The organism is Membranihabitans marinus (assembly GCF_021729155.1).
Classification (GTDB): domain Bacteria; phylum Bacteroidota; class Bacteroidia; order Chitinophagales; family Saprospiraceae; genus Membranihabitans; species Membranihabitans marinus.
Genome location: NZ_JAJQYA010000034.1, coordinates 1 through 19,855, shown reverse-complemented (window position 1 = coordinate 19,855; position 19,855 = coordinate 1). Strand labels below are relative to the sequence as shown.

18 protein-coding genes are annotated in these 19,855 nt (G+C 37.9%); 14 read left to right on the top strand and 4 right to left on the bottom strand.

What is annotated here, in order from left to right:
- Positions 1–382 precede the first annotated feature (382 nt).
- From LVD51_RS16650 to LVD51_RS16625, 6 genes are all read left to right on the top strand, one after another.
- The gene (locus tag LVD51_RS16650; RefSeq protein WP_236972496.1) at positions 383–1,240 is read left to right on the top strand and encodes a hypothetical protein; all 858 of its coding nucleotides are present in this window, start codon (positions 383–385) and stop codon (positions 1,238–1,240) included.
- A gap of 15 nt (positions 1,241–1,255) precedes the next feature.
- A complete protein-coding gene (locus tag LVD51_RS16645; RefSeq protein ID WP_236972495.1) occupies positions 1,256–1,909 on the top strand; it encodes a hypothetical protein in 654 nt (217 codons plus the stop codon).
- A 72-nt stretch (positions 1,910–1,981) separates the two neighbouring features.
- A complete protein-coding gene (locus LVD51_RS16640; RefSeq protein WP_236972494.1) occupies positions 1,982–4,303 on the top strand; it encodes a TonB-dependent receptor plug domain-containing protein in 2,322 nt (773 codons plus the stop codon).
- A 12-nt stretch (positions 4,304–4,315) separates the two neighbouring features.
- Entirely contained in the window at positions 4,316–5,197 is an 882-nt protein-coding gene (locus LVD51_RS16635; RefSeq protein WP_236972493.1) for a DUF4249 domain-containing protein, read from the top strand.
- 891 nt (positions 5,198–6,088) lie between these two features.
- Positions 6,089–6,664 (top strand): hypothetical protein, encoded by a 576-nt coding sequence (locus tag LVD51_RS16630; RefSeq protein ID WP_236972492.1) that lies wholly within the window; start codon positions 6,089–6,091, stop codon positions 6,662–6,664.
- A gap of 196 nt (positions 6,665–6,860) precedes the next feature.
- Positions 6,861–7,079 (top strand): hypothetical protein, encoded by a 219-nt coding sequence (locus LVD51_RS16625; protein ID WP_236972491.1) that lies wholly within the window; start codon positions 6,861–6,863, stop codon positions 7,077–7,079.
- Between the two features lie 637 nt (positions 7,080–7,716).
- Here the strand turns inward: LVD51_RS16625 and holA are convergent.
- Positions 7,717–8,721: a DNA polymerase III subunit delta gene (gene holA, locus LVD51_RS16620; RefSeq protein WP_236972490.1), complete on the bottom strand. Its 1,005-nt coding sequence runs from the start codon at positions 8,719–8,721 to the stop codon at positions 7,717–7,719.
- Between the two features lie 10 nt (positions 8,722–8,731).
- Positions 8,732–9,751 carry a ferrochelatase gene (gene hemH / locus LVD51_RS16615; protein WP_236972489.1) on the bottom strand — a complete coding sequence of 340 codons (1,020 nt, stop codon included), beginning with the start codon at positions 9,749–9,751 and terminating at the stop codon, positions 8,732–8,734.
- Between the two features lie 299 nt (positions 9,752–10,050).
- Between hemH and surE the strand changes: the two genes are divergently transcribed.
- From surE to LVD51_RS16580, 7 genes are all read left to right on the top strand, one after another.
- Positions 10,051–10,836 (top strand): 5'/3'-nucleotidase SurE, encoded by a 786-nt coding sequence (gene surE, locus LVD51_RS16610; protein ID WP_236972488.1) that lies wholly within the window; start codon positions 10,051–10,053, stop codon positions 10,834–10,836.
- Positions 10,826–11,131 carry a hypothetical protein gene (locus LVD51_RS16605; RefSeq protein ID WP_236972487.1) on the top strand — a complete coding sequence of 102 codons (306 nt, stop codon included), beginning with the start codon at positions 10,826–10,828 and terminating at the stop codon, positions 11,129–11,131. The genes surE and LVD51_RS16605 overlap by 11 nt, the downstream gene beginning before the upstream one ends.
- A complete protein-coding gene (gene lpxB, locus LVD51_RS16600) occupies positions 11,131–12,261 on the top strand; it encodes a lipid-A-disaccharide synthase (RefSeq protein ID WP_236972486.1) in 1,131 nt (376 codons plus the stop codon). Before LVD51_RS16605 ends, lpxB begins: the two co-directional genes overlap by 1 nt.
- Positions 12,262–12,280: 19 nt before the next feature.
- Positions 12,281–12,943, top strand: coding sequence for a TetR/AcrR family transcriptional regulator (locus LVD51_RS16595; protein ID WP_236972485.1), 663 nt, complete (start codon positions 12,281–12,283; stop codon positions 12,941–12,943).
- Entirely contained in the window at positions 12,936–13,883 is a 948-nt protein-coding gene (locus LVD51_RS16590; protein WP_236972484.1) for a TraB/GumN family protein, read from the top strand. The genes LVD51_RS16595 and LVD51_RS16590 overlap by 8 nt, the downstream gene beginning before the upstream one ends.
- Positions 13,870–14,385 carry a gamma carbonic anhydrase family protein gene (locus LVD51_RS16585; protein WP_236972483.1) on the top strand — a complete coding sequence of 172 codons (516 nt, stop codon included), beginning with the start codon at positions 13,870–13,872 and terminating at the stop codon, positions 14,383–14,385. Before LVD51_RS16590 ends, LVD51_RS16585 begins: the two co-directional genes overlap by 14 nt.
- Before the next feature lie 121 nt (positions 14,386–14,506).
- Positions 14,507–15,442 carry a ribose-phosphate pyrophosphokinase gene (locus LVD51_RS16580; RefSeq protein ID WP_236972482.1) on the top strand — a complete coding sequence of 312 codons (936 nt, stop codon included), beginning with the start codon at positions 14,507–14,509 and terminating at the stop codon, positions 15,440–15,442.
- A gap of 467 nt (positions 15,443–15,909) precedes the next feature.
- Here the strand turns inward: LVD51_RS16580 and LVD51_RS16575 are convergent, their stop codons facing one another.
- Positions 15,910–17,463, bottom strand: coding sequence for a hypothetical protein (locus tag LVD51_RS16575; RefSeq protein ID WP_236972481.1), 1,554 nt, complete (start codon positions 17,461–17,463; stop codon positions 15,910–15,912).
- A 518-nt stretch (positions 17,464–17,981) separates the two neighbouring features.
- On the opposite strand from LVD51_RS16575, the gene LVD51_RS16570 reads away from it, so the two are divergent.
- On the top strand, positions 17,982–19,019 hold the full coding sequence (locus LVD51_RS16570; protein ID WP_236972480.1) for an outer membrane beta-barrel protein: 1,038 nt from the start codon (positions 17,982–17,984) through the stop codon (positions 19,017–19,019).
- Positions 19,020–19,642: 623 nt separating this feature from the next.
- Here LVD51_RS16570 and LVD51_RS16565 read toward each other — a convergent pair.
- On the bottom strand, positions 19,643–19,855 hold a 213-nt coding region (locus LVD51_RS16565), incomplete at its 5' end, for a hypothetical protein (RefSeq protein ID WP_236972479.1).

Genomic DNA, 19,855 nt, shown 5'->3' with positions numbered 1-19,855 from the left:
CCTTTTTAAATAATTAACCTAAACAACCCTAACCAAAACAATATTTAAATATATATACCACCGATTACATTTATATGTAAATTATTTATTTATTTTTTTTAACCACTTTTAACAATTAAAATCATATTTTAGCATTTTCAATTAACTCACTCACTTAAAATCATAAAAAAATGAACAAACAAACAAACAAACAAACAAACTAGGACTTTTCACCTTACTCCTAGCAGTCACTTTATTTTTCTCATGTGATGAGCTTGAATTACAGCCCAATTTTCAAGAAATATCAATTGAAACAGGAATTACAAATGTAGTTCTTAAAAATGGAGCCCTCCATTTTACCAATCCTGAATCATTTAGGGAAGACCTTGACAAAATTTTAAATATGAATGAAGAGGAATTGGATCAATGGGAATCAAAATCTGGATTTAAAAGTCTAAGAACATTAATCTCAAACGCAAATGACGAATTTGGCGAGCTAAAGACTCAAGCAGAATTTATAAAATGGAAAACAAAACATCAAGACATCGTTACCATGTTAGATAGTACGGTAACTCCCCTTATTGACATAGGTCACTACAAGACCATAGTTAATAGGAATCAAATGTACTGGGTAGGAAAAAGTCTACATAAAATATATCCAGACAAATTGGTCATCATAGAAGATGGGGATTCTGAAAAACTAGTCTATGCAGAGTCACTTTATGAAAACGATAGCATAAGAGGTATATACATTATAGATTACAGAATAAATAAAACAATCCAATTTCGAGATGGTGGAGACGAAAATTGTGAACGATTAAAACACGATAGTTATTATCAAGTAGGGGATAGAAAAGCGTTCCTAAGCATAAAAGCATATACTGCACCAGATGGACTATTAAGATATACTAAAACTGAAATTAGAGTTGCTGGCCATAAAAAAAGTTGGGGAGGTTGGCACGATTACAAAACAAATTTATATGCAAGAAATATAGCCTTCTCAGTAACGGATGCTGAAGAAAAAGACTTCATTTTCGAATGGAATCGAGGATATCAAAGTAATTCAAAACAACTGGTTAAATATAATGATCTAGATGCTTATGAAATCTATTATGAATTTGATAATTCTAAAGTAAAAATAAATTGGAGTGTAGGAAGAGGTACTACAGGAGGAACTGGAACTATGTGGGCAACCTTATGTTGTAATAATCCACCTAGACCATATAATTCTTGCCCAACCACCTATAATTTCTGGGATTAAATTAATACGATAAAAATGAATAAAATTTCAATCTTAACTACAATTGTGACTTGCATTGTTTTAAGCGCACAAGCACAAATCAAACTCGATGCCGTACTCGGCGGAGGAACTACTTACTTAGAACAGTATTATGATGCATCAAATAAGGTAAGAACCAAACCTGATTATTCCATCAATGCAGGTTTTAAGGCAGCAACTAAATTCCGAAAAGATGGAATGCTCGGCATTGAATTGGGAGCATTAATCAGCTATACAGGATTTAAAAATATTCCACAACTTAAAACACAGGATGGAAACCTAGTATTCGATGAAGACAATCCTATTTCCGTTCGCAGCCTCTACTTAAAAGTCCCCCTGACCCTTGACTTCAATGTTTATGAGCGATTTGGCCTACTTTTGGGTGGACATCTAAATCTGAGATTGTCTAAAAAAGAAGAATTCCAAGCCCTAATTACGGCCCAAGACCATTCTGGGATAGATTCTAAATTTAGAAAAATCACTCCTGGCATACACTTAGGATTCTACGGTAAGGTCAATGACAGAATACGGATTGACGGCCAAGTATTCTCCGATGTCCTACCACGACTACAAAACGACAAATTCGTTGACAAACTTTATTTTATGGAATTAGGGTTTTCAATTAATTGCCAATATCGCTTGAATCCATAAAAATGATTCCTTTCAATTAGGATAATATAAAAGCCCAAAGAATTACTCTTTGGGCTTTTAAAAAAAAAAGCAATGAAAAGAACCTTATTTTTTCTCTTAGCTTGCTTACCCCATTTGCTCTGGGCGCAAAACACTACTTTTACCATCACCTCTGCTCAAACAGGGGAAGCGCTTTACCTCGCATACATAGAAAACAAATCAGATCACAGCTATGTCAATACCGATGCAGCAGGCAAAGCCCACCTCATCACCCACATAGGAGACTCCATCAAGGTCAGTTACGTAGGTTTCAAAGACAGCCTATTTCAGATCAAGGAAGTAGCTCCTCAACTCAACATAGCCCTCACCAATCAAGAATTGGCCACCATAGTGATCTACGGCCAAGAGGCCTACCATCGCAACGCCGCCAACGGGCACCAAGACATCCCCATGGAATTTCTATCCAGTCTGCCCTCCTTTATCGGCACTTCGGATGTCATAAAATCCATCGCCTTTCTACCCGGCATCAGTGAAGGCAGAGAAGGCTATGCCCAGCTCTATGTTCGCGGTGGAGATCAAGACCAAAACCAAATTCTCTTCGACGGCGCCACCCTTTACAATGTCAATCACATCGGAGGCTTTATCTCCATATTTCACTCCGAAATGATCAATTCTGTGGATTTTTATAAAAGTTACTGGCCCTCTCAATTCGGTGGGCGATTGTCCTCCGTCATGGATATACGGTCAGCTCAGGGAAATTTTAAAGAACATATACAGTACTTAGATCTGGGTTTTATTTATTCAAGGGCCAAGATAACAGGCCCTCTATGGAAGGACCGCATTAGCTACTCCCTTGGACTACGACGTTCCCTAGTAGACCTAGTTACCGGTCCGATTACCAAGAAAAAAAGAAGAATTATGAAGGGCAATAGCTTCAATTATCGATTTCTCGACTTCAATGGTCGTATCGATGCTAGAATCAGCCCTCAGCACCACCTATCCTTGAGTTCAATAATAACCGACGACCACATCGATTTTCTCGACGGCGATTCCGATGAAATTTTAATTAATAAGAATTCCGCCCTCGCATTAAATTACAGTTTCTACCTCAACCATAAGACGACATTAAAAGCCCATGCGAGCTATTCTAAATACAACCATGAATACCTCGACCTAGAAGATCCATCGGGAAACATATTCAGTGGTTACGGCAGTAATGACACCCTATCTAGATTTATATTAAGACAAGAAGGATCGGGAAATTCCATCCAATCCTATAAATGGAATGTAACAGGAGAGACTGAATTCAATTCCCAAATAAAACTAAATTACGGTATTGAAAGAGAAGTAATGGATTACAGCATATTTAGCTATAGGAAGGAAGAAGAAAAAATAAAAAATGTAGTATCTACCAATTTTGCTCTATCGGACACTCTTAGCCAAAGGTCCATCTCTACCACTGCGGGTTTTGCAGATATGCAATACACTTTCAATCCTCGTTGGTTCATTAAAACAGGGATACGACTGCCCTTTTACAACGCCCCTTCGACCGTCCGACTACTCCCAGAACCAAAAATCTTAACCACATACCACCTCAACAAAAATTCCTCCTTTAACGCTGCCTATAATTATCAACAACAGACGATGGCCTTGTTAGGGTATACAGATTTAACTGGTCACTATCGAGAATACTACGCCAGCGCCAACGATGAAATACCCATTTCTACTTCACATCAATGGTCACTTGGATATTTTCAAACATTAGATCATTTCATAGACCGATTAAGTGTAGAATTCTATGTCAAAAGGCAAAACAATTTGACCAAATTCATTCCGTCGTTAGACGAATACCAATCCATTATTGAATACCCCAACCACCTTCACCGCAATGGGATGAATCGGAGCTTGGGCTTAGAACTTATGATGCAAAAAACCCAAGGAAAACTTCATGGATCTATATCCTACACCTACGCCCATTCCAAAGCACAATATCCCACTCTCAATGGAGGAAGGAGTTTTGCCGCCGACTTCGACTATCGCCACAGTCTCAACCTCCTAGTCATTTGGAAATTTAGAAAAGACTACAAACTGTCAGGCCAATGGATCTATAAAAGTGGTCGGCCTTTCACCGTCCCTAATAGCATCAATTCTGATAGTGACATCATATCGTCAAACTTCCCCATTATTGGAGAAGTCAATAATTTGCGTATGCCATCATACCACCGATTGGATATTAGTCTTGATCGAGAATGGCGAACCAAACGCAAGGATAAAAAGCAATGGTTTGGACTGGGGGTCTACAATGCCTACGACAAAGTCAACCCCTTCTATGTGGCACCAGAGGAAAGCGGGCAACTGCGGGTCTATGGATTTCTGCCTTTATTTCCTACTGTGAATTTTGGATTTGAACTTTAAATAAAAATGAACATGATGTGTGATTTCAACCGCCCATTTCTCCATTTGTTTTCTTTCGTCTTGATCACCTGCCTATTTTTCTGCAGTTGTGATCGCAGTATCGTAGTCCCAGTAGATCTTCCTGTTTACCAACCTCATTTACTCATCTATGGTCATGCCAGCCCACAAAATGGAGCCAGAGTAGAGGTTCAATACAATAGACCCCTTCAAGGACTCACTGCTGTAGTACCCCCTGTTCCCCCACTTGAAGTTTATCTATTGGAATCTGGAATAAAAAAATATAAATTGACAGAGGACTCTACTGGTTACTTTAGTTTGCTTCCAGAAGAAATACAATTAAATATAGACGAGACCTATAGTATCTCTGTTCATGACCTACAATCCAATCGAGTATATGAATCACTTCCAGAGTCCCTGCCTGTTCAACCGATATATTCATCTATCGAACTGGCTCAAGCTATAGACACAAATACTCAAGTAACTTTGGTTGAATTAGTACTAGGCAAAATTGAAAAACCCATCGGAGCCTACACCATCCTTACTTCACCATCGGATTCTACTGGTCAATATCTAGATCGCCCCACTTTTAGTAAAAAATTATTATTTATGGATTTTTCAGACGCCCTTATATGGGACTCCAAACCAGAGTTTTTAATTGTAAATATTACTGACCCTACAGACCCAGAAGGGAGAGAGCTTGCATCCTATATCAATGTAGAAACCACTTATTTCTCAGAAGCATGGATCTTATTCCAAAAAGACAATAGGCAATTCTTTTCTTTTGGAGAAGATATCTATCAAACGGTTCAACCTATTTACTCCAACATTCCTGGCAATCACGGCGTATTTGGTTTATACAACGAATACATTCAAAGGGTAAAAATTGAATATTGATACATACTTGCGACATCATCTTAGCTATCCGCTTTTCACCTATTACCAAATAATACCAAATGCATATATAATTATCGGTTATACTTCGATTTGTTTCTACATCTTCAAATGTAATAGAAAATTGCCCCACGATACTATGGAACATCCCATAAGATTAACGGGGTAATCACGTCGTAGCACAATAATGATTGTCTTGAATTTTTATAAATACCATGCCGGAGCACAGTGGCCTCAGCATCGTGACGACACTGCATTTAAATTGACAAGTTTAAGTACTTGTCACCGTAAAAATATTATTGTATTCAAGAAGCCGAGGTCACTGCACCTCGGATGATTAGGATTCCCACCGCGTTACATTGCCCACACAGCACTTCAACCCCAATAAACCACCATCAGCAAAACTTTATTTTTAAATAAAACACACTACACAAATAAAATTTAAACAAAATTTAATATATTGTATAGCGCCCAAAACACACTAAAGTGAAAATTTAAATACATTATTTTGTTTTATTATGTAATTATCAAATAAGACATTGTCTATATGATGGATATGGCTGCAACAGAGAAACACCATAAAGCGATCACACAATTGGATTAGAGTAATTGATTGGCTAGGCTGAAGACAGCAGATTACTCATTTTTTATGAAGCTAGGTGTGGCCTCTAAAACAAACTGTTTTTTTCCTTCAGCGACAACATTTAGACTCACGTTTTTCAAGGTCTTTATACACAACATCGATAATGGTAATTCAAATAAAATGATTGTAAGATTTAGGAACTAGAAAAGTATGCATTACCGACGCAATTGGGCTTCCGCTTGGTTACGGGAACCGAGAATACTACGGAACACATAGATGTAATAACCACTTTTCTATAAAAATATGAAATTATGAAAAATTTAAAATCACTAACCTTCTTTTATTCAATTATCATTTTATGTTTATTGCTTATCTCATGTAAAAATCAAAGTGAAGATTCAAGCCAAAAACACAAGTCAGATGCATTTTATCAGTTACTAAGTAAATACGATTTGACAGTCGCTGATTTAGATGGTATTATATCAGAAAAAACCATCGCGGACGTAAATTTGGTAGAAATGGATTCTATATTAAAACAATGGGTATCCATTCATAAAAGATTAAATCCGGAAAGAGAATTTATAGCCTATCTATCAAAAATTGATTCCAAATTTCAGGAAAAATTAGACTCTTATTCAAAGGAAGAAATTGACCAGATGCTCGAATTAAAACAAAAGTTATTTATGGAGATTAAGGATTTAGATCAAAAATTTAATACCACTCTGGAAAATGATTATCCTCCTTATGATTATTATGAGCAACATTATGAAATACGTTCAAAACCTATTTACGAAAAATTATATCAAGAAAACGATATGGCAAAACTTTCTGAACTATTATTAAATGTGAAGGACAGTATTCATTCAAAAGAATCAAATTTAGAATAGTTCAGATGCGTTCGAAATATTAAAAAGGATTGCTGCTAAGGAAATACAAAGATTGGATTTGTCATGATTAATACCCTACAGTGCCACCTGCGAATTAATAATTTGAAGAAAAGACAAGAAATATCTTTTGGATAGATTAAACTAAAATCGGTATCCTTAATAGATGATCGAATGTCATAAAGCAATATTCTGACAAATGTATTCTGACGATTGGAAGTCTAAACCACCAAAGTCAGATTTCGTAAAGTATAGTCATGCCGCAGAGGATGACCGAGTAAAGTGCGTAGCACCATTGATCCTAAATGGATCAATGGCGAGGGAACCACGACCACTGTGTCGTGGGTGGGGATGCCAGGATGAAGGCGCCAATGCCTCTGCGCATTGGGTGGGAGAGGAAAGTACCCAATCGACTTAACGTCGATTGGGTAATAGGATAGATTGGGCAAAAAGTGTGACAAAATCAGGAGCATTATCATTCAATTCATATCAATCTTTGATTTTGATAGGAAAATGATGTTTGCTGTCGATAGAAATGAATTACTTCGTCCTTTCAGGACTTTTTTCTAGGAAGGCATCCTTTTCATAGGGTTTCACCCTATGCTATTAGACTACGTCCTTTCAGGACTTTTCTCTTATTATTAGATTGGTTTGCCCAAAGCCAGTGGCTGAAAACCTATCGATTTACGGTGCAATCACGCCTCGGCACAATAATGATTGTCATGAATTTTTATGAATATCATGCCGGAGCCAGTGGCTGAGAACCTGACGATTTTTGGGGCAATCACGCCTCGGCACAGTGGCCTCGGTTCCTTCGCCAAATGCCGATTTACGGCATTTGGTTGTCCTTCGGACAACTATGCTCAGTCACCTGAAAAGACGAAATAAGATCAAAAGTAATCGTATCGAATTACGGTGCAGTCACGCCTCGACGTAGAGACGCAATGCCTTGCGTCTCCTGTCATATTTTTTAATGCCTACCCACCCGGAGCACAGTGGCTCCGGTTCCTTCATCAAATGCCCATTAAGGGCATTTGGTCACTACGTGACTTCATTCAGTTACATTCGGTCATTCGGATGATCAACTCCTTGACCAATCCACCCTTCTCCCCAGATGGATTGCCGATCCCCTTACTGCGCAAATCGAAATCTTGAAGCAACCGCAACACCTTCTCACACTTGTCCAAAGGATAGTTTTTACTGGCCTGCTCAAACTCTTTGAGGAAAAACGCAGACCCCAAACCTAACGCCTTCATCTTCTCTGCCGGCGGTGACTGTTTCAAAAAATGAAACATATATATCTTCGAAAAATAATTAAACAATATAGACACCAACATGACTAAGGGAAAATCCTTTTCGTTGTGCGCCATATGCTCAGTAATCTTAATCACTCTCCCATGATCCCTTAAACCAATAGCCTTTTGTAATTCAAAAATATTGTAATCCTTACTGATACCGATGTACTTTTCGATATCGTCTCCAGTAATCTTGGCCCCAGGACCTAAATTGATGGTTAATTTTTGAATTTCATTGACCACCTTATTTAAATCCGAACCCAAATGCTCAGCAATCAACTGGGCATTTTGAATACTGATATCGCCTTTCTGACTCTTAATATAGGCCATTATCCAATTGGCAATCTCATAATCCCGAACCTTCTTGGATTCAAAAGCGGTATCCAATTTCGCCAAATGTTTAAAATGCTTTAAACGCTTGTCGATCTTATTTTTGTACTCTATAATAAATACTGTAGACGATTGAGGTTGGGCAAAATAAGTATGCATCATATCAAACTCCTTCATCCGCTGAGCCTCACGCAATACCACCACTTGATGTTCTGCCATCATAGGATATCTCGATACGCTGTCCATAAGGTTGGCATAGGATGCATCCTCTCCATACAACAACATAAAATTAAAATCCTTCATGGCTGGCTCCACCGTTTGCTCCACAATAAATGCGGACAATTGATCGATAAAGTAGGCCTCTTCCCCGTATAAAAAGTAAATGGGCTGATAAGGGTTTAACTTAACTTTGTCTTTAAATTTTATAAAATCCATTCAGTTGTTATTACGATTCGTGAACCATATGAGCCAGCGTACTCACCCATTGATCTGAAGTGTTTAGACTTTCAACCATATCAAAAACTTCACCACCCGATTCCAGAAACATTTCCTTGTATTCCATGCCCAATTCTACCGTTGTTTCCAAACAATCAGCTACAAAGGCAGGACTAAAAATAAGGATCCTTTTACATCCTTCTTCCGCCAACTGATGTATAGTCGCTTCGGTATAAGGCTGGGTCCATTCGGATTTACCGAGCCGGGATTGAAAAGTAGTAATGCATTTTTTGGGATCCAATTTCATCCGCTCTATCAACAACCGAGTGTTGTGAAAACACTGTGCCGAATAACAAAATTGATTGCGTTCAGAAATCTGCTGGCAACACTGACCGTCGGCCTTACAGTACTGATGACTATCGGCCTTAAACAATTGCCGCTGTGGTATACCGTGATAACTAAACAATATTTTATCGTAGCTGTCGGCATCGTACTTACTACCTATAGCAGCCCAAGCCTCAATAAAATCACCTCTGTCATAAAATTGATTAACCATACTTAGGGCCGGAAAGGTCTGTCTGGACTTCAGTTGGTCCATGACTTCTTCGATAACAGATCCCACCGTTGCACTTGCATATTGGGGAAACAATGGGATGACGATTAATTTACCTATATCTTTGGCATACAATTCATTGATAGCACTTTCAATCGATGGACTCTGATACCTCATTCCGAGGACTACATGAAAATCCTCACCCAAAACGTTTTGCAATTTATCTCTTAACTCAAAACCATAGATTTTGATTGGAGAACCTGCACTTGTCCACAATTTTTCATACTCTTTTGCCGACTTGGGTGAACGAAATGGAGCGATAATTCCCCTGACCAAAAGTTGTCGATTCAACGGGGGGATATCGATCACTCTGCCATCTAATAAGAATTCTTTGAGATACTTGCGTACATCACCTACACGAGCACTATCTGGGGTGCCCAGATTTACTAAAAGAACGCCAGTCTTCCCTTTTTGCATTTGTATTCTAATAAATTATATAATAATTTGATCAATTGGTTCACGATGTATTTGTTCACAAAAACACAACATCATTACCCATGTAATGACGAAGAATGCATCGTCAAAGATCTGCTTTCCACAAAATTGACTATTTTTGACAAAAATCTCCCAAAAGAGAAGCTTTATTTTAAAACTTGGTTTATTTTTTTATTTATATACTATTTCTTTAGAGTATTGGCTAGATAACGGATAGCAATAAAATAAAAGTAAGCAAAGCATAGTTGTCCCTAGTAAATATTTTACAAATTCACTTAAAAATGGTTCAAAAAACACCTTTAATATTAATTACCAATGACGATGGTATGTTCGCTCCAGGTTTGAAAGCCTTAGTCCATGCAGTCAAAGATCTCGGCCGTATTGTAGTCGTCTCTCCCGACTCACCACAGAGCGGACAAGGTCATGCCATTACCCTAACCGACCCCATAAGGATCAATCCCGTTGACCCCTTTCATGGAATAGAAGCCTACGAATGCAGTGGCACTCCGGTGGACTGTGTCAAAATGGCCAAACACGTTATCCTCAAAGAGGATACGATTGACCTATGTGTTTCTGGTATCAATCACGGCGCCAATCACTCTATTAATATATTGTATAGCGGAACAATGTCTGCTGCCATGGAAGCGGCATTGGAAGGCATCCATAGCATTGGATTTTCCTATTTGGATTATTCCTATGAAGCGGATTTTACCGTAGCCAAAAAAGTGGCTAAACACCTCAGTGAATTTTTATTGAAAAAGCCGGCCAATCCCATTCACCCCATATTGCTAAATGTCAATATCCCTATCAGCGCCGACAACACACTTAAAGGCATCAAGGTCTGTCGACAAGCCAATGCGCGATGGGTGGAAGAATTTCAGCAGGGTGAAGACCCACGCGGGGGAAAATACTATTGGCTACACGGTCAATTGGAAAATCGTGACGCAGGTAGTGGGACAGACATTCAAGCCCTACAGGAAGGCTATGTATCTGTAGTTCCCTCCCAATACGATTTAACCGATTACAAAGCTTTTGATAAAATAATGGGCCTAGCTGATGTTCAATAGAAAATATGACACTTTTTATTTTGGTATTTTAATCGGAACGATTACACCGATTTTTATTTTTGCCCTATTTTATTTTTTATTTGACACCTTTATACATAGTGAAGATCTGTCAAACAATGGCTTCGGTTTTGGGTTTCGAATTCGTACCTTTAGTTTGGTGAGCTTGGCCAGCAATGCAATCTTAATGCAATATTGTAGAAAACGCTACGCCATCAACGCTATGAGAGGAATAACCATTCCTACCTTTGTATTTATCATAATTTGGTTGATTTATTTTTCAAGTGAAATTATTTAATGAAAAAATTTTATTTAATAGCTGGGGAGCCATCGGGAGACCTGCATGGAGCCCACCTAATCGACGCTTTAAAAGTGAGTTTTCCCGATGCGGAATTTTATGGATTTGGAGGGGAGAAAATGCAAAAAGCTGGTCTGGAAATTCATCAATCCATAGATCAACTCAGTTTTATGGGCTTTTCTGAAGTGATTGCCAATCTAGGCATTATCAGAAGAAATTTTAAACTGGCCAAAGCGAAAATACAAGAAATCCAACCCCATGCTATCATTTATATCGATTTTCCGGGCTTCAATATGAGGATGGCCAAATGGTCTCATGCCAAGGGTTTCAAAAACTATTACTATATCGCTCCCCAAGCCTGGGCTTGGAAACCCAAACGCGCATTGGCCCTCAAAAAACATATCGATCAATTGTTTTGCATCCTTCCTTTTGAAAAGGCCTTTTTTGCAAAATACGACTACCAAGTCAACTATGTTGGCCACCCTTTGGTAGACATCATCGACCAATATAGAAAGGAAGACAATACAAAAATTAACATAGAGTCTGATAAAAAAATAATAGCTTTACTACCGGGAAGCCGTCGCCAGGAAGTTGAAAAAATCTTGCCAATTCAACTGCAGGCCGCACAGATGATGAAGGATTACGATATATATATTGCCAAAGCAAGCCACCTCCCCTCTGGTTTATATGAAGACTTAATATCATCTTACAATGTGGAAGCAATCATTTATCATGGCAAAACTTACGACTTATTATCCAGTGCTACACTAGCCTGTGTAACCTCGGGAACAGCGACCTTAGAAACTGCTTTGTTTAAGGTACCAGAAGTGATATGTTATAAAGGCAGCCAAATATCTTATGAGATTGCGAAAAGACTGATTAATATTAAATATATTGGACTGGCCAACTTGATTATGGATAAGGAGATCGTAAAAGAGTTGATTCAAGCAGAATGCACAGTAAACCGACTGTACGAAGAATTAAAAAAATTGGAAGACTTAGAGATTCTTAATACATTACAGGAGGAATACAAAATACTTGAAGTAAAACTAGGTGTTGGTGGTGCTGCGAAAAAAACCGTAGAAGTCATCGTACAAGATTTGAATAGGAATTTCGAAAAAATTAAATAAATAGAAGTTTTAGACAGGAATGACACTAACGAAAAGAGAAGAGAAAGAATTGCAGATTCTAAAATCGGCTGAAAAATTATTTTCAGCGCGCGGATATGAAAACACCAAAATGGATGATATTGCCGTAGATATCAGTGTGAGCAAAGGTTTGGTATATTTTTATTTTAATAGCAAAGAAAATCTTTATATGGCTTTGACATACCGATGTATGTTGAAGATGAATGATTTGTTCTACAGCATATTTTACAAAAAACAAAGTAATTCTGGATTTGAATCCGTGGTTGAATTGGTAGAGGCCTATGTTGGTTTCTTAAATGAAAATCCTTTTTATTTGGAGCTATTGCTCAACTATACTCGATTGGTTCGCTCTACCAGCCAACAAACCAATCAACTTACTGAGACCATGAAGACCAGTATTTATTTTAGAAAAATAAAAGACATTCACAATATTCCCATTACTATATTTCAGGAAGAAATCATTAGAGGTCAACAGGATGGCTCAATAAAAAATAAAAACTCCCCGAGTTTATTGTATATGTCGATGTGGAGTTTAATTATCGGATTTAGTCAATTGCGATCGGCTGCCAAACTCAACAATCGAATGACTATGTATAAATTGGATCTAGAGGAATGGAAAAACTATGTGATTCACATCATCAAGAATACCTTCCTCAATGATTAGGAAATCCTATATATGGACTTTTCTATTGGCCATGACATTGGCATTGGTAATGTCGTGTGGGCTCAAAAAAGACATCGTTCAAAAAAATGCTGCACCGGTATTGGAAGATGCAGTTCTCTGGGAAATAAATCATCCCAATCTGCAGGAGACATCGTATTTACTGGGCACCATACACTATGTCCCCAATGAATATTACCTGTGGCCAGACATCTTTGAGGACAAATTTGCGTCATGTAGTCAATTGGCGCTAGAAATCGACCTCAAAGAAATGCAAGGTGGCAATATGTTGGGACTATTGGACAAATTTATAATGAAGGACGATCTTTCGATTTCCGATATATTATCTTCAGAAGATTATCGAACCGTTTCTGATTTTTTTAATAAAATGGGTCTCCCACTAATATTGTTTGAACGTCTTAAGCCGTTTTTTCTATACATCTTAACCATGGCCGACTTCAACAATATGGATTCAGGCAATATGAAGTCCTATGAATTGGAATTACTAGATAAAAGTAAAAAATCGAATATACCAGTGGTAGGACTAGAGACTATTGATTATCAAATCAGCATTTTCGACAGTATTCCCTACAAGACCCAAGCCGACATGTTGGTCAATGCCATTAAGGATAAAATAGAGTTGGATGGAGAGGTCGACGAAGATTTAAATACATTGTTTCAAGCCTATCACCGACAAGATCTAAATGCCATATACGAGATTTCGTCGAGTACCGATAGTACTATGATGGAGTACAACGAATTGTTGATCGACAATCGAAATCGTGATTGGATTTCCAAAATCAAGAGCCTCATTGCCGATCAACCAACCTTTATTGCCGTTGGTGCCGGCCATCTAGCAGGTCCGGCAGGGGTCATTCAATTGATGCGCAATGAAGGCTATATTCTCAAACCCGTAATCACAAACAACCATGGCTCTCATTAAATCTTTACGCGGTCACACACCTCAATGGGGGAAAGACTGTTTTATAGCAGAAAATGCCACATTAATCGGAGATATCATTATGGGTGATCAATGCAGCATATGGTATCAAGCCGTTGTGCGAGGTGATGTCAACAGCATTCGCATTGGCAACAAAGTCAATATCCAGGACGGTGCAGTAATCCACTGTACATACAACAAATCCCAAACCATCATTGCCGACAATGTCTCTATAGGACACAATGCCATTGTACACGGCTGTGAAATCCACTCCAATGTACTTGTGGGCATGGGATCGATTATTATGGACCACGCCATCGTGGAAGAATATACGATAATAGCAGCTGGGGCAGTAGTTCCTGCCCATACGCGTTGTGAATCCGGTCACATATATGCCGGTGTGCCGGCCCGCAAGATTAAAGCATTGCCCGAGGAGTTGAAAACAGGTGAAATACAGCGGATTGCCAACAATTACGTTCTTTATGCCAGTTGGTTTTCAGAGTAAATTGTCGAATTCAACCCTATTCTCTTCTTTTTTACTGATAAATATTTCAAGTGCTCCCAATTACTTTATGATTAATCGGAAGGAAAACTTACTTTTGTAGCCTAATACAAATTGAAACTCCATGGTTGACGTCAAATTATTTTCAGGTCAAAATTCAAAGTATCTAGCAAAAAAGATTGCTGATTTTTACGGTCAAAATCTATCTAGATTAGATCTTCAAAAGTTTAGCGATGGTGAAATGCACCCGATTATTCAGGAGTCTGTGCGGGGCGCCTATGTGTTTTTTATACAATCGACTTTTTCACCACCGTCCAATATTTTGGAATTGTTGTTAATGATCGACGCTGCAAAAAGAGCTTCGGCTGGTTACATCACGGCAGTGGTTCCCTATTTTGGATATGCCCGTCAGGACAGAAAAGACAAACCTAGAGTACCGATTTCAGCCAAGTTGATAGCCAATTTATTGCAAGCTGCTGGAGCGGATAGAGTAATGACTATGGATTTTCACGCCGATCAAATTCAAGGATTTTTTGACATACCAGTGGATCACTTGCGGAGTGAAGCCGTTTTCATGCCCTATTTAGAACAATTTGATATGACCAATACCATCTTCGCCTCACCAGACGTAGGTGGTGTTAAAAGAGCCAGAAAATATGCCAAGGTATTTAATACCCCATTGGTTATCTGTGACAAATACCGAATCAAAGCCAACGAAATAGCTGGGATGACAGTCATTGGTGATGTCGAAGGCAAAGATGTAATCTTAGTCGATGATTTAGCAGATACCGCTGGCACATTGTGTAAAGCAGCCGATGCCCTTATCAAAAAAGGTGCTAATAAAGTAAAGGCTTTATGTACGCATGCAGTATTGTCCGGGACAGCCTATGACAATATAGCCAACAGCGCTCTTTCGGAAATGATAGTTACAGACACCGTTCCCCTAAAACAAGAATCAGAAAAAATTAAGGTTTTGGAAACTGGTCAACTTTTTGCCAGAGCCATACGCAACACCCATGAACACAAGTCGATAGCAGCTTTGTTTTTGGAGGATCTATAGATCAGTAATTGCGTTTTATTTTATTGAAATGTTATGTTCAGCCCTGATCATAACAATGGTCTTGCCTATAAGGTACATCACTATTTTGTAACTAGTGTCGTCATATTTTATCCATAAATATTTAAGTAATCCTATTGTTATACTAGTTTCTACCCCTTGGCTATATAGTACTCTATCGTCATAGGGTAAATTTTATCCCGTCCTTGTAATGGCCAATTAACGATTATTAATCTCAGCAACATCCCGTTTATAACCCAATATTAGAATACCGCAAAATATATTCTTAAGACTATTTCCATAGTCACTCTACAATGTAATCTTATCTAGAAAGTAAATGATAGCAATTCTACTGAAACATTGTTTTCTAGACAGAAACTCTTCTCCTATATGGAGAGCGCAGATATATACCTAAGCTTATAAAATACTACAATGTTAAATCAAAAATACAATTCCAGACATCTGTAATATTACATAAATGTAGAACCCGATTGACGACGTTTAATCAACTCAATGGAGGTATTGGTCAGTTTACTTTCTGCCCATATGCGCGCATCTAAATACAACAAAGCCTTGCCTTCATAGGGATCTTTGGCATATTCATCCAAAGTGAGGATCAACTCCTTATAGGCCTTTCGAGTCATTGAGTGATTGGGGCGCAATCTGGTTTTTACAAATTTCATCAAAGCCTCTTGAACCTTATTTTTCTCTTTCATTTTTTCAAAGAAATTCGAAGCCGATTTAATTAAGTGGGTTAAAAGGGCGAAATTTTCCTGTTCAAAATGGCAGAGAATAAACAACAACCAGCTATAGCACTGAATATCTTCTCTTAGGTGTTTAACACTGAGGCTCAAAATTTGATTTAGATAGTTAATCGCCAGGCCGTACTCTTGACGAGCGAAATAAGTCCAAGCAAATTTATAATAAAACTGTAATACTCTATGGTTGTCGATATGGCGCTCGTATTCTATCAATTTGGGCTCAATTTCTCTGCGCAGAGCCACACTTAAATCGAATCGACCATTGAGATTGGCAAAGTCCAATTTGGCATAATAACTATAGAGGAAATGAATTATTTCTGAAGTCTTGTTGAAGCCATCCTTTTCTCGTTCATAAAATTGATCAAAAGCTTTGACCGTATCCTCATAGCCATTGACATCATTCAAATGATACAATGCCGTCAATTTATAATGAATGCCCCTCATATACAGATCGGGATTGACCGACTGCATATTCTCCTGCTCTTCAAACATGGCCACCCATTCAATGGCGTGGTGTAAACATTTTTCAAAATCTAAAAGAATATAATAGAGCCATACATTAATTTGATGTAAGAAGACTTTTTCAAAAAATCCTAACTCCTCGTAATTCAATTCTGGTTTATGGGCATTGTAATATTCCATAACGCGGTCGGCTTCGGCCTGATTTTTCACATGTCCACCTTTGATATACAGACCGTGAATATTGAGTTTAAGGCTGGTGAGACTTGATTCCAAGGTCACCATTTTGTTTACGTGTTCTGATTGTTCTATCAGATCCTCAATTTTGCCCTGGGTTCCCCTACTACGGGTAATATGTTTTTCCTCAATCCTCTTTTCAAATTCTAAGATTTCAAAATAAAGCATATTTTGATGAGACTCTGAGGCAATTCCCTTTACTCTTTCCAATATTTTAAGACTTTGCATATACAAACCTTTGGCATAAAGGATTCTGGCAAAGTCCAATTGTTCGCGAATCTCGATATCCAATTCTTTACCTATATAGATATAGCGCAAGGAGGATAAAATCTGGGTATATAAATGCCTTTTTAAATTGGAAAGCTGGGATTTATTAATTTTTCTAATTTTCTTAAGAACTAGTTCCTCGTCAAATTCATCGATAGAGTCAAGAATGTCATATAACTGGATAAATTTACTGACACCTTGGTTATGGGAGCGTTGAGCAAAAAGCTTAAAACTCCTTTTCTCCGATTTATTCATGCTTTTAATTAAACTAAAAAGCTGTTCTGAATTGGATATGGGCATAACAAATTTTTAATTTCAAATTATTATAAATCAATGATTTAGCCAACATAAAAGACCATTTTGTTATCACATGTTTGCGTAAAATGTCGTTTTTAAGAAATAATTATGGTCTTACATTAGCTTATGCTTATTAAAAGTAGGTCGATATGAAGCGTGCCTACAAATATTTTTAAGAATAAAAAATGATAACTTATGCAAACATTTATTACCAGCCCAACAGTGCCTTATTGGCAATACTATCTCTTCCAGTTCAAGCCAAAACCGCTGAATCTTACTTAAAACATAAAGATAAGGCGATAAATTAATTCAAAAGGGCTAATTGGATATTTTTTAATTAATGAAACAAAACCTACTATTACTACATAGTGGAACGGTCATCCTGTGCTTATTGTAAATTGTCTTAGGATACTAAACACCGATTTATTTAAGCAATTCCCCAAAATTTAAGACAAAACTTAATCCCTTATGATTTCGATCAATAAGCAGGGCTGACATTTTTTATCAAAAATGGATACAATATGAAAACTTTAAATCTAACTCTATTATTTGCTATTTTATTCACATATTCTTATGCACAAGACGAGGCGAGTTCTCTCCCCTTTGAAATGTCTGGATCAGTGGATTTATACTATAAATACGATTTTAGTGGCTTTCAAACTGAAGATGGTTATGGAAATATAGCTACTAGTTTCGCAGGTCAGAACAATTCGATATCAGTCGGAATGGCTAACCTAATACTTGAAAAGACGGCTGGAAAAGCTTCCTTTGTAGCTGACATGGCATTTGGTCCACGGGGACAAGCCAGTTCTATTCTCAATGGAAGTGACGGAAACAGTTTTCACCTTCAAAACTTATATGTTTCATACGAATTAAGTGAAAAAGTAAGTTTGACTGGTGGATTCATGGGTACATTTGTTGGATATGAAGTTATCAGCCCTGCTGACAATTTCAATTACTCCACATCATACTTATTTTCTGCAGGTCCTTTTCAAAATGCGGGGATTAAGTTGAACTATGAAATCAACGACAAATTCGGTTTAATGGTTGGTTTGTTTAACGACTGGAATGAATACCAAGATTTAAATGGATTAAATGACTTTGGAGCACAATTGCGTATTTCTCCTGTTGAAAACTGGGATGCATATGTCAATTTTGTTTCAGGAAAGTACAGTGGAACGGAAATCGATCTTACTACGACTTTCCAAGTCACTGAGAAATTTTTCTTGGGTTTAAATGCGGCAGACTATACTGTAGCTGATGGAGACGCTGGATTTTCTGGTGTTGCACTATACGCTCAATTGGCCACTACAGACTGGTTGGATTTAGGTATAAGAGCTGAAGCATTCTCGAACAAAGATTATACTTCGGAAGGGATAGATTTCGAAGGAGAATCTGTAACCGCACTTACATTGACAGGAAACATCAAAGCTGGTCCATTAACAATAATTCCAGAGTTTAGACATGATTTTTCCGATCAAACTATTTTCATGAAATCGACTACTGAAACAAGTAAAAGTGCAGCACAGTTCTTAATCGCAGCTGTATACGCATTTTAATTACAAAACACTCATCGCTTCATATTAAAATAGGGCAAACAGGAATTATTATTCATTAATTTGTAGTCAATTGAATAATGCCCTTGGAAAGCCGGACTTGTCCGGCTTTCTTTTTTTTGTTTGTAGCCTATAGTATCGGCAGCGAAATTCCCCACCTAAGGAAGGGAGTCTTACTTGTCAGACGGAGTATTTCGATTGAAAAAAAATAAATTTTATTATTGCCTGCAGAAATTCCAAACCACCCCGTCAGTAAACCACCCCGTCAGTAAACTGACACCCCTCCATTGGAGGGGAATTTGGCTATCGAATTACGTTGCAGTCATACCGAGTTCAAAGGAATTTTACATAGATTTATGGGGCAATGATGCCTCGGAATAATCGTATTTCTCATAGGATTTATGGGGCAATCTCATCGTATTACATGAACGATTGTCTTGAATTTCTATTAATGCCTAGCCGAAGAACTGGTGCTGATAACCTGACGATTTATAGGGCAATCACGCCTCGACGTAGAGACGCAATGCCTTGCGTCTCCTAACACCACTTATTTGAGACGCAAGGCATTGCGTCTCTACGTCTTCAAAATAAATTAACAATATCACGTCTCGGCATGGTAGATAACACTATCGAATTATGTTGCTGTCACGCCTCGGCACAGTGACCTTGGCTCCTTCATCCAATTGATATTTAATCAATTGGGTTGCACTTCGTGCAACTGCATTCAGTCCCTGAAAGGATGATATGTTAAAACCGTGGGTTACCGAATGCAGCTCAAAGAGCCAAATGCCTACTAAAGGCATTTGATAAGGGAACCGAGGGATTATTCCCTCGGGTGG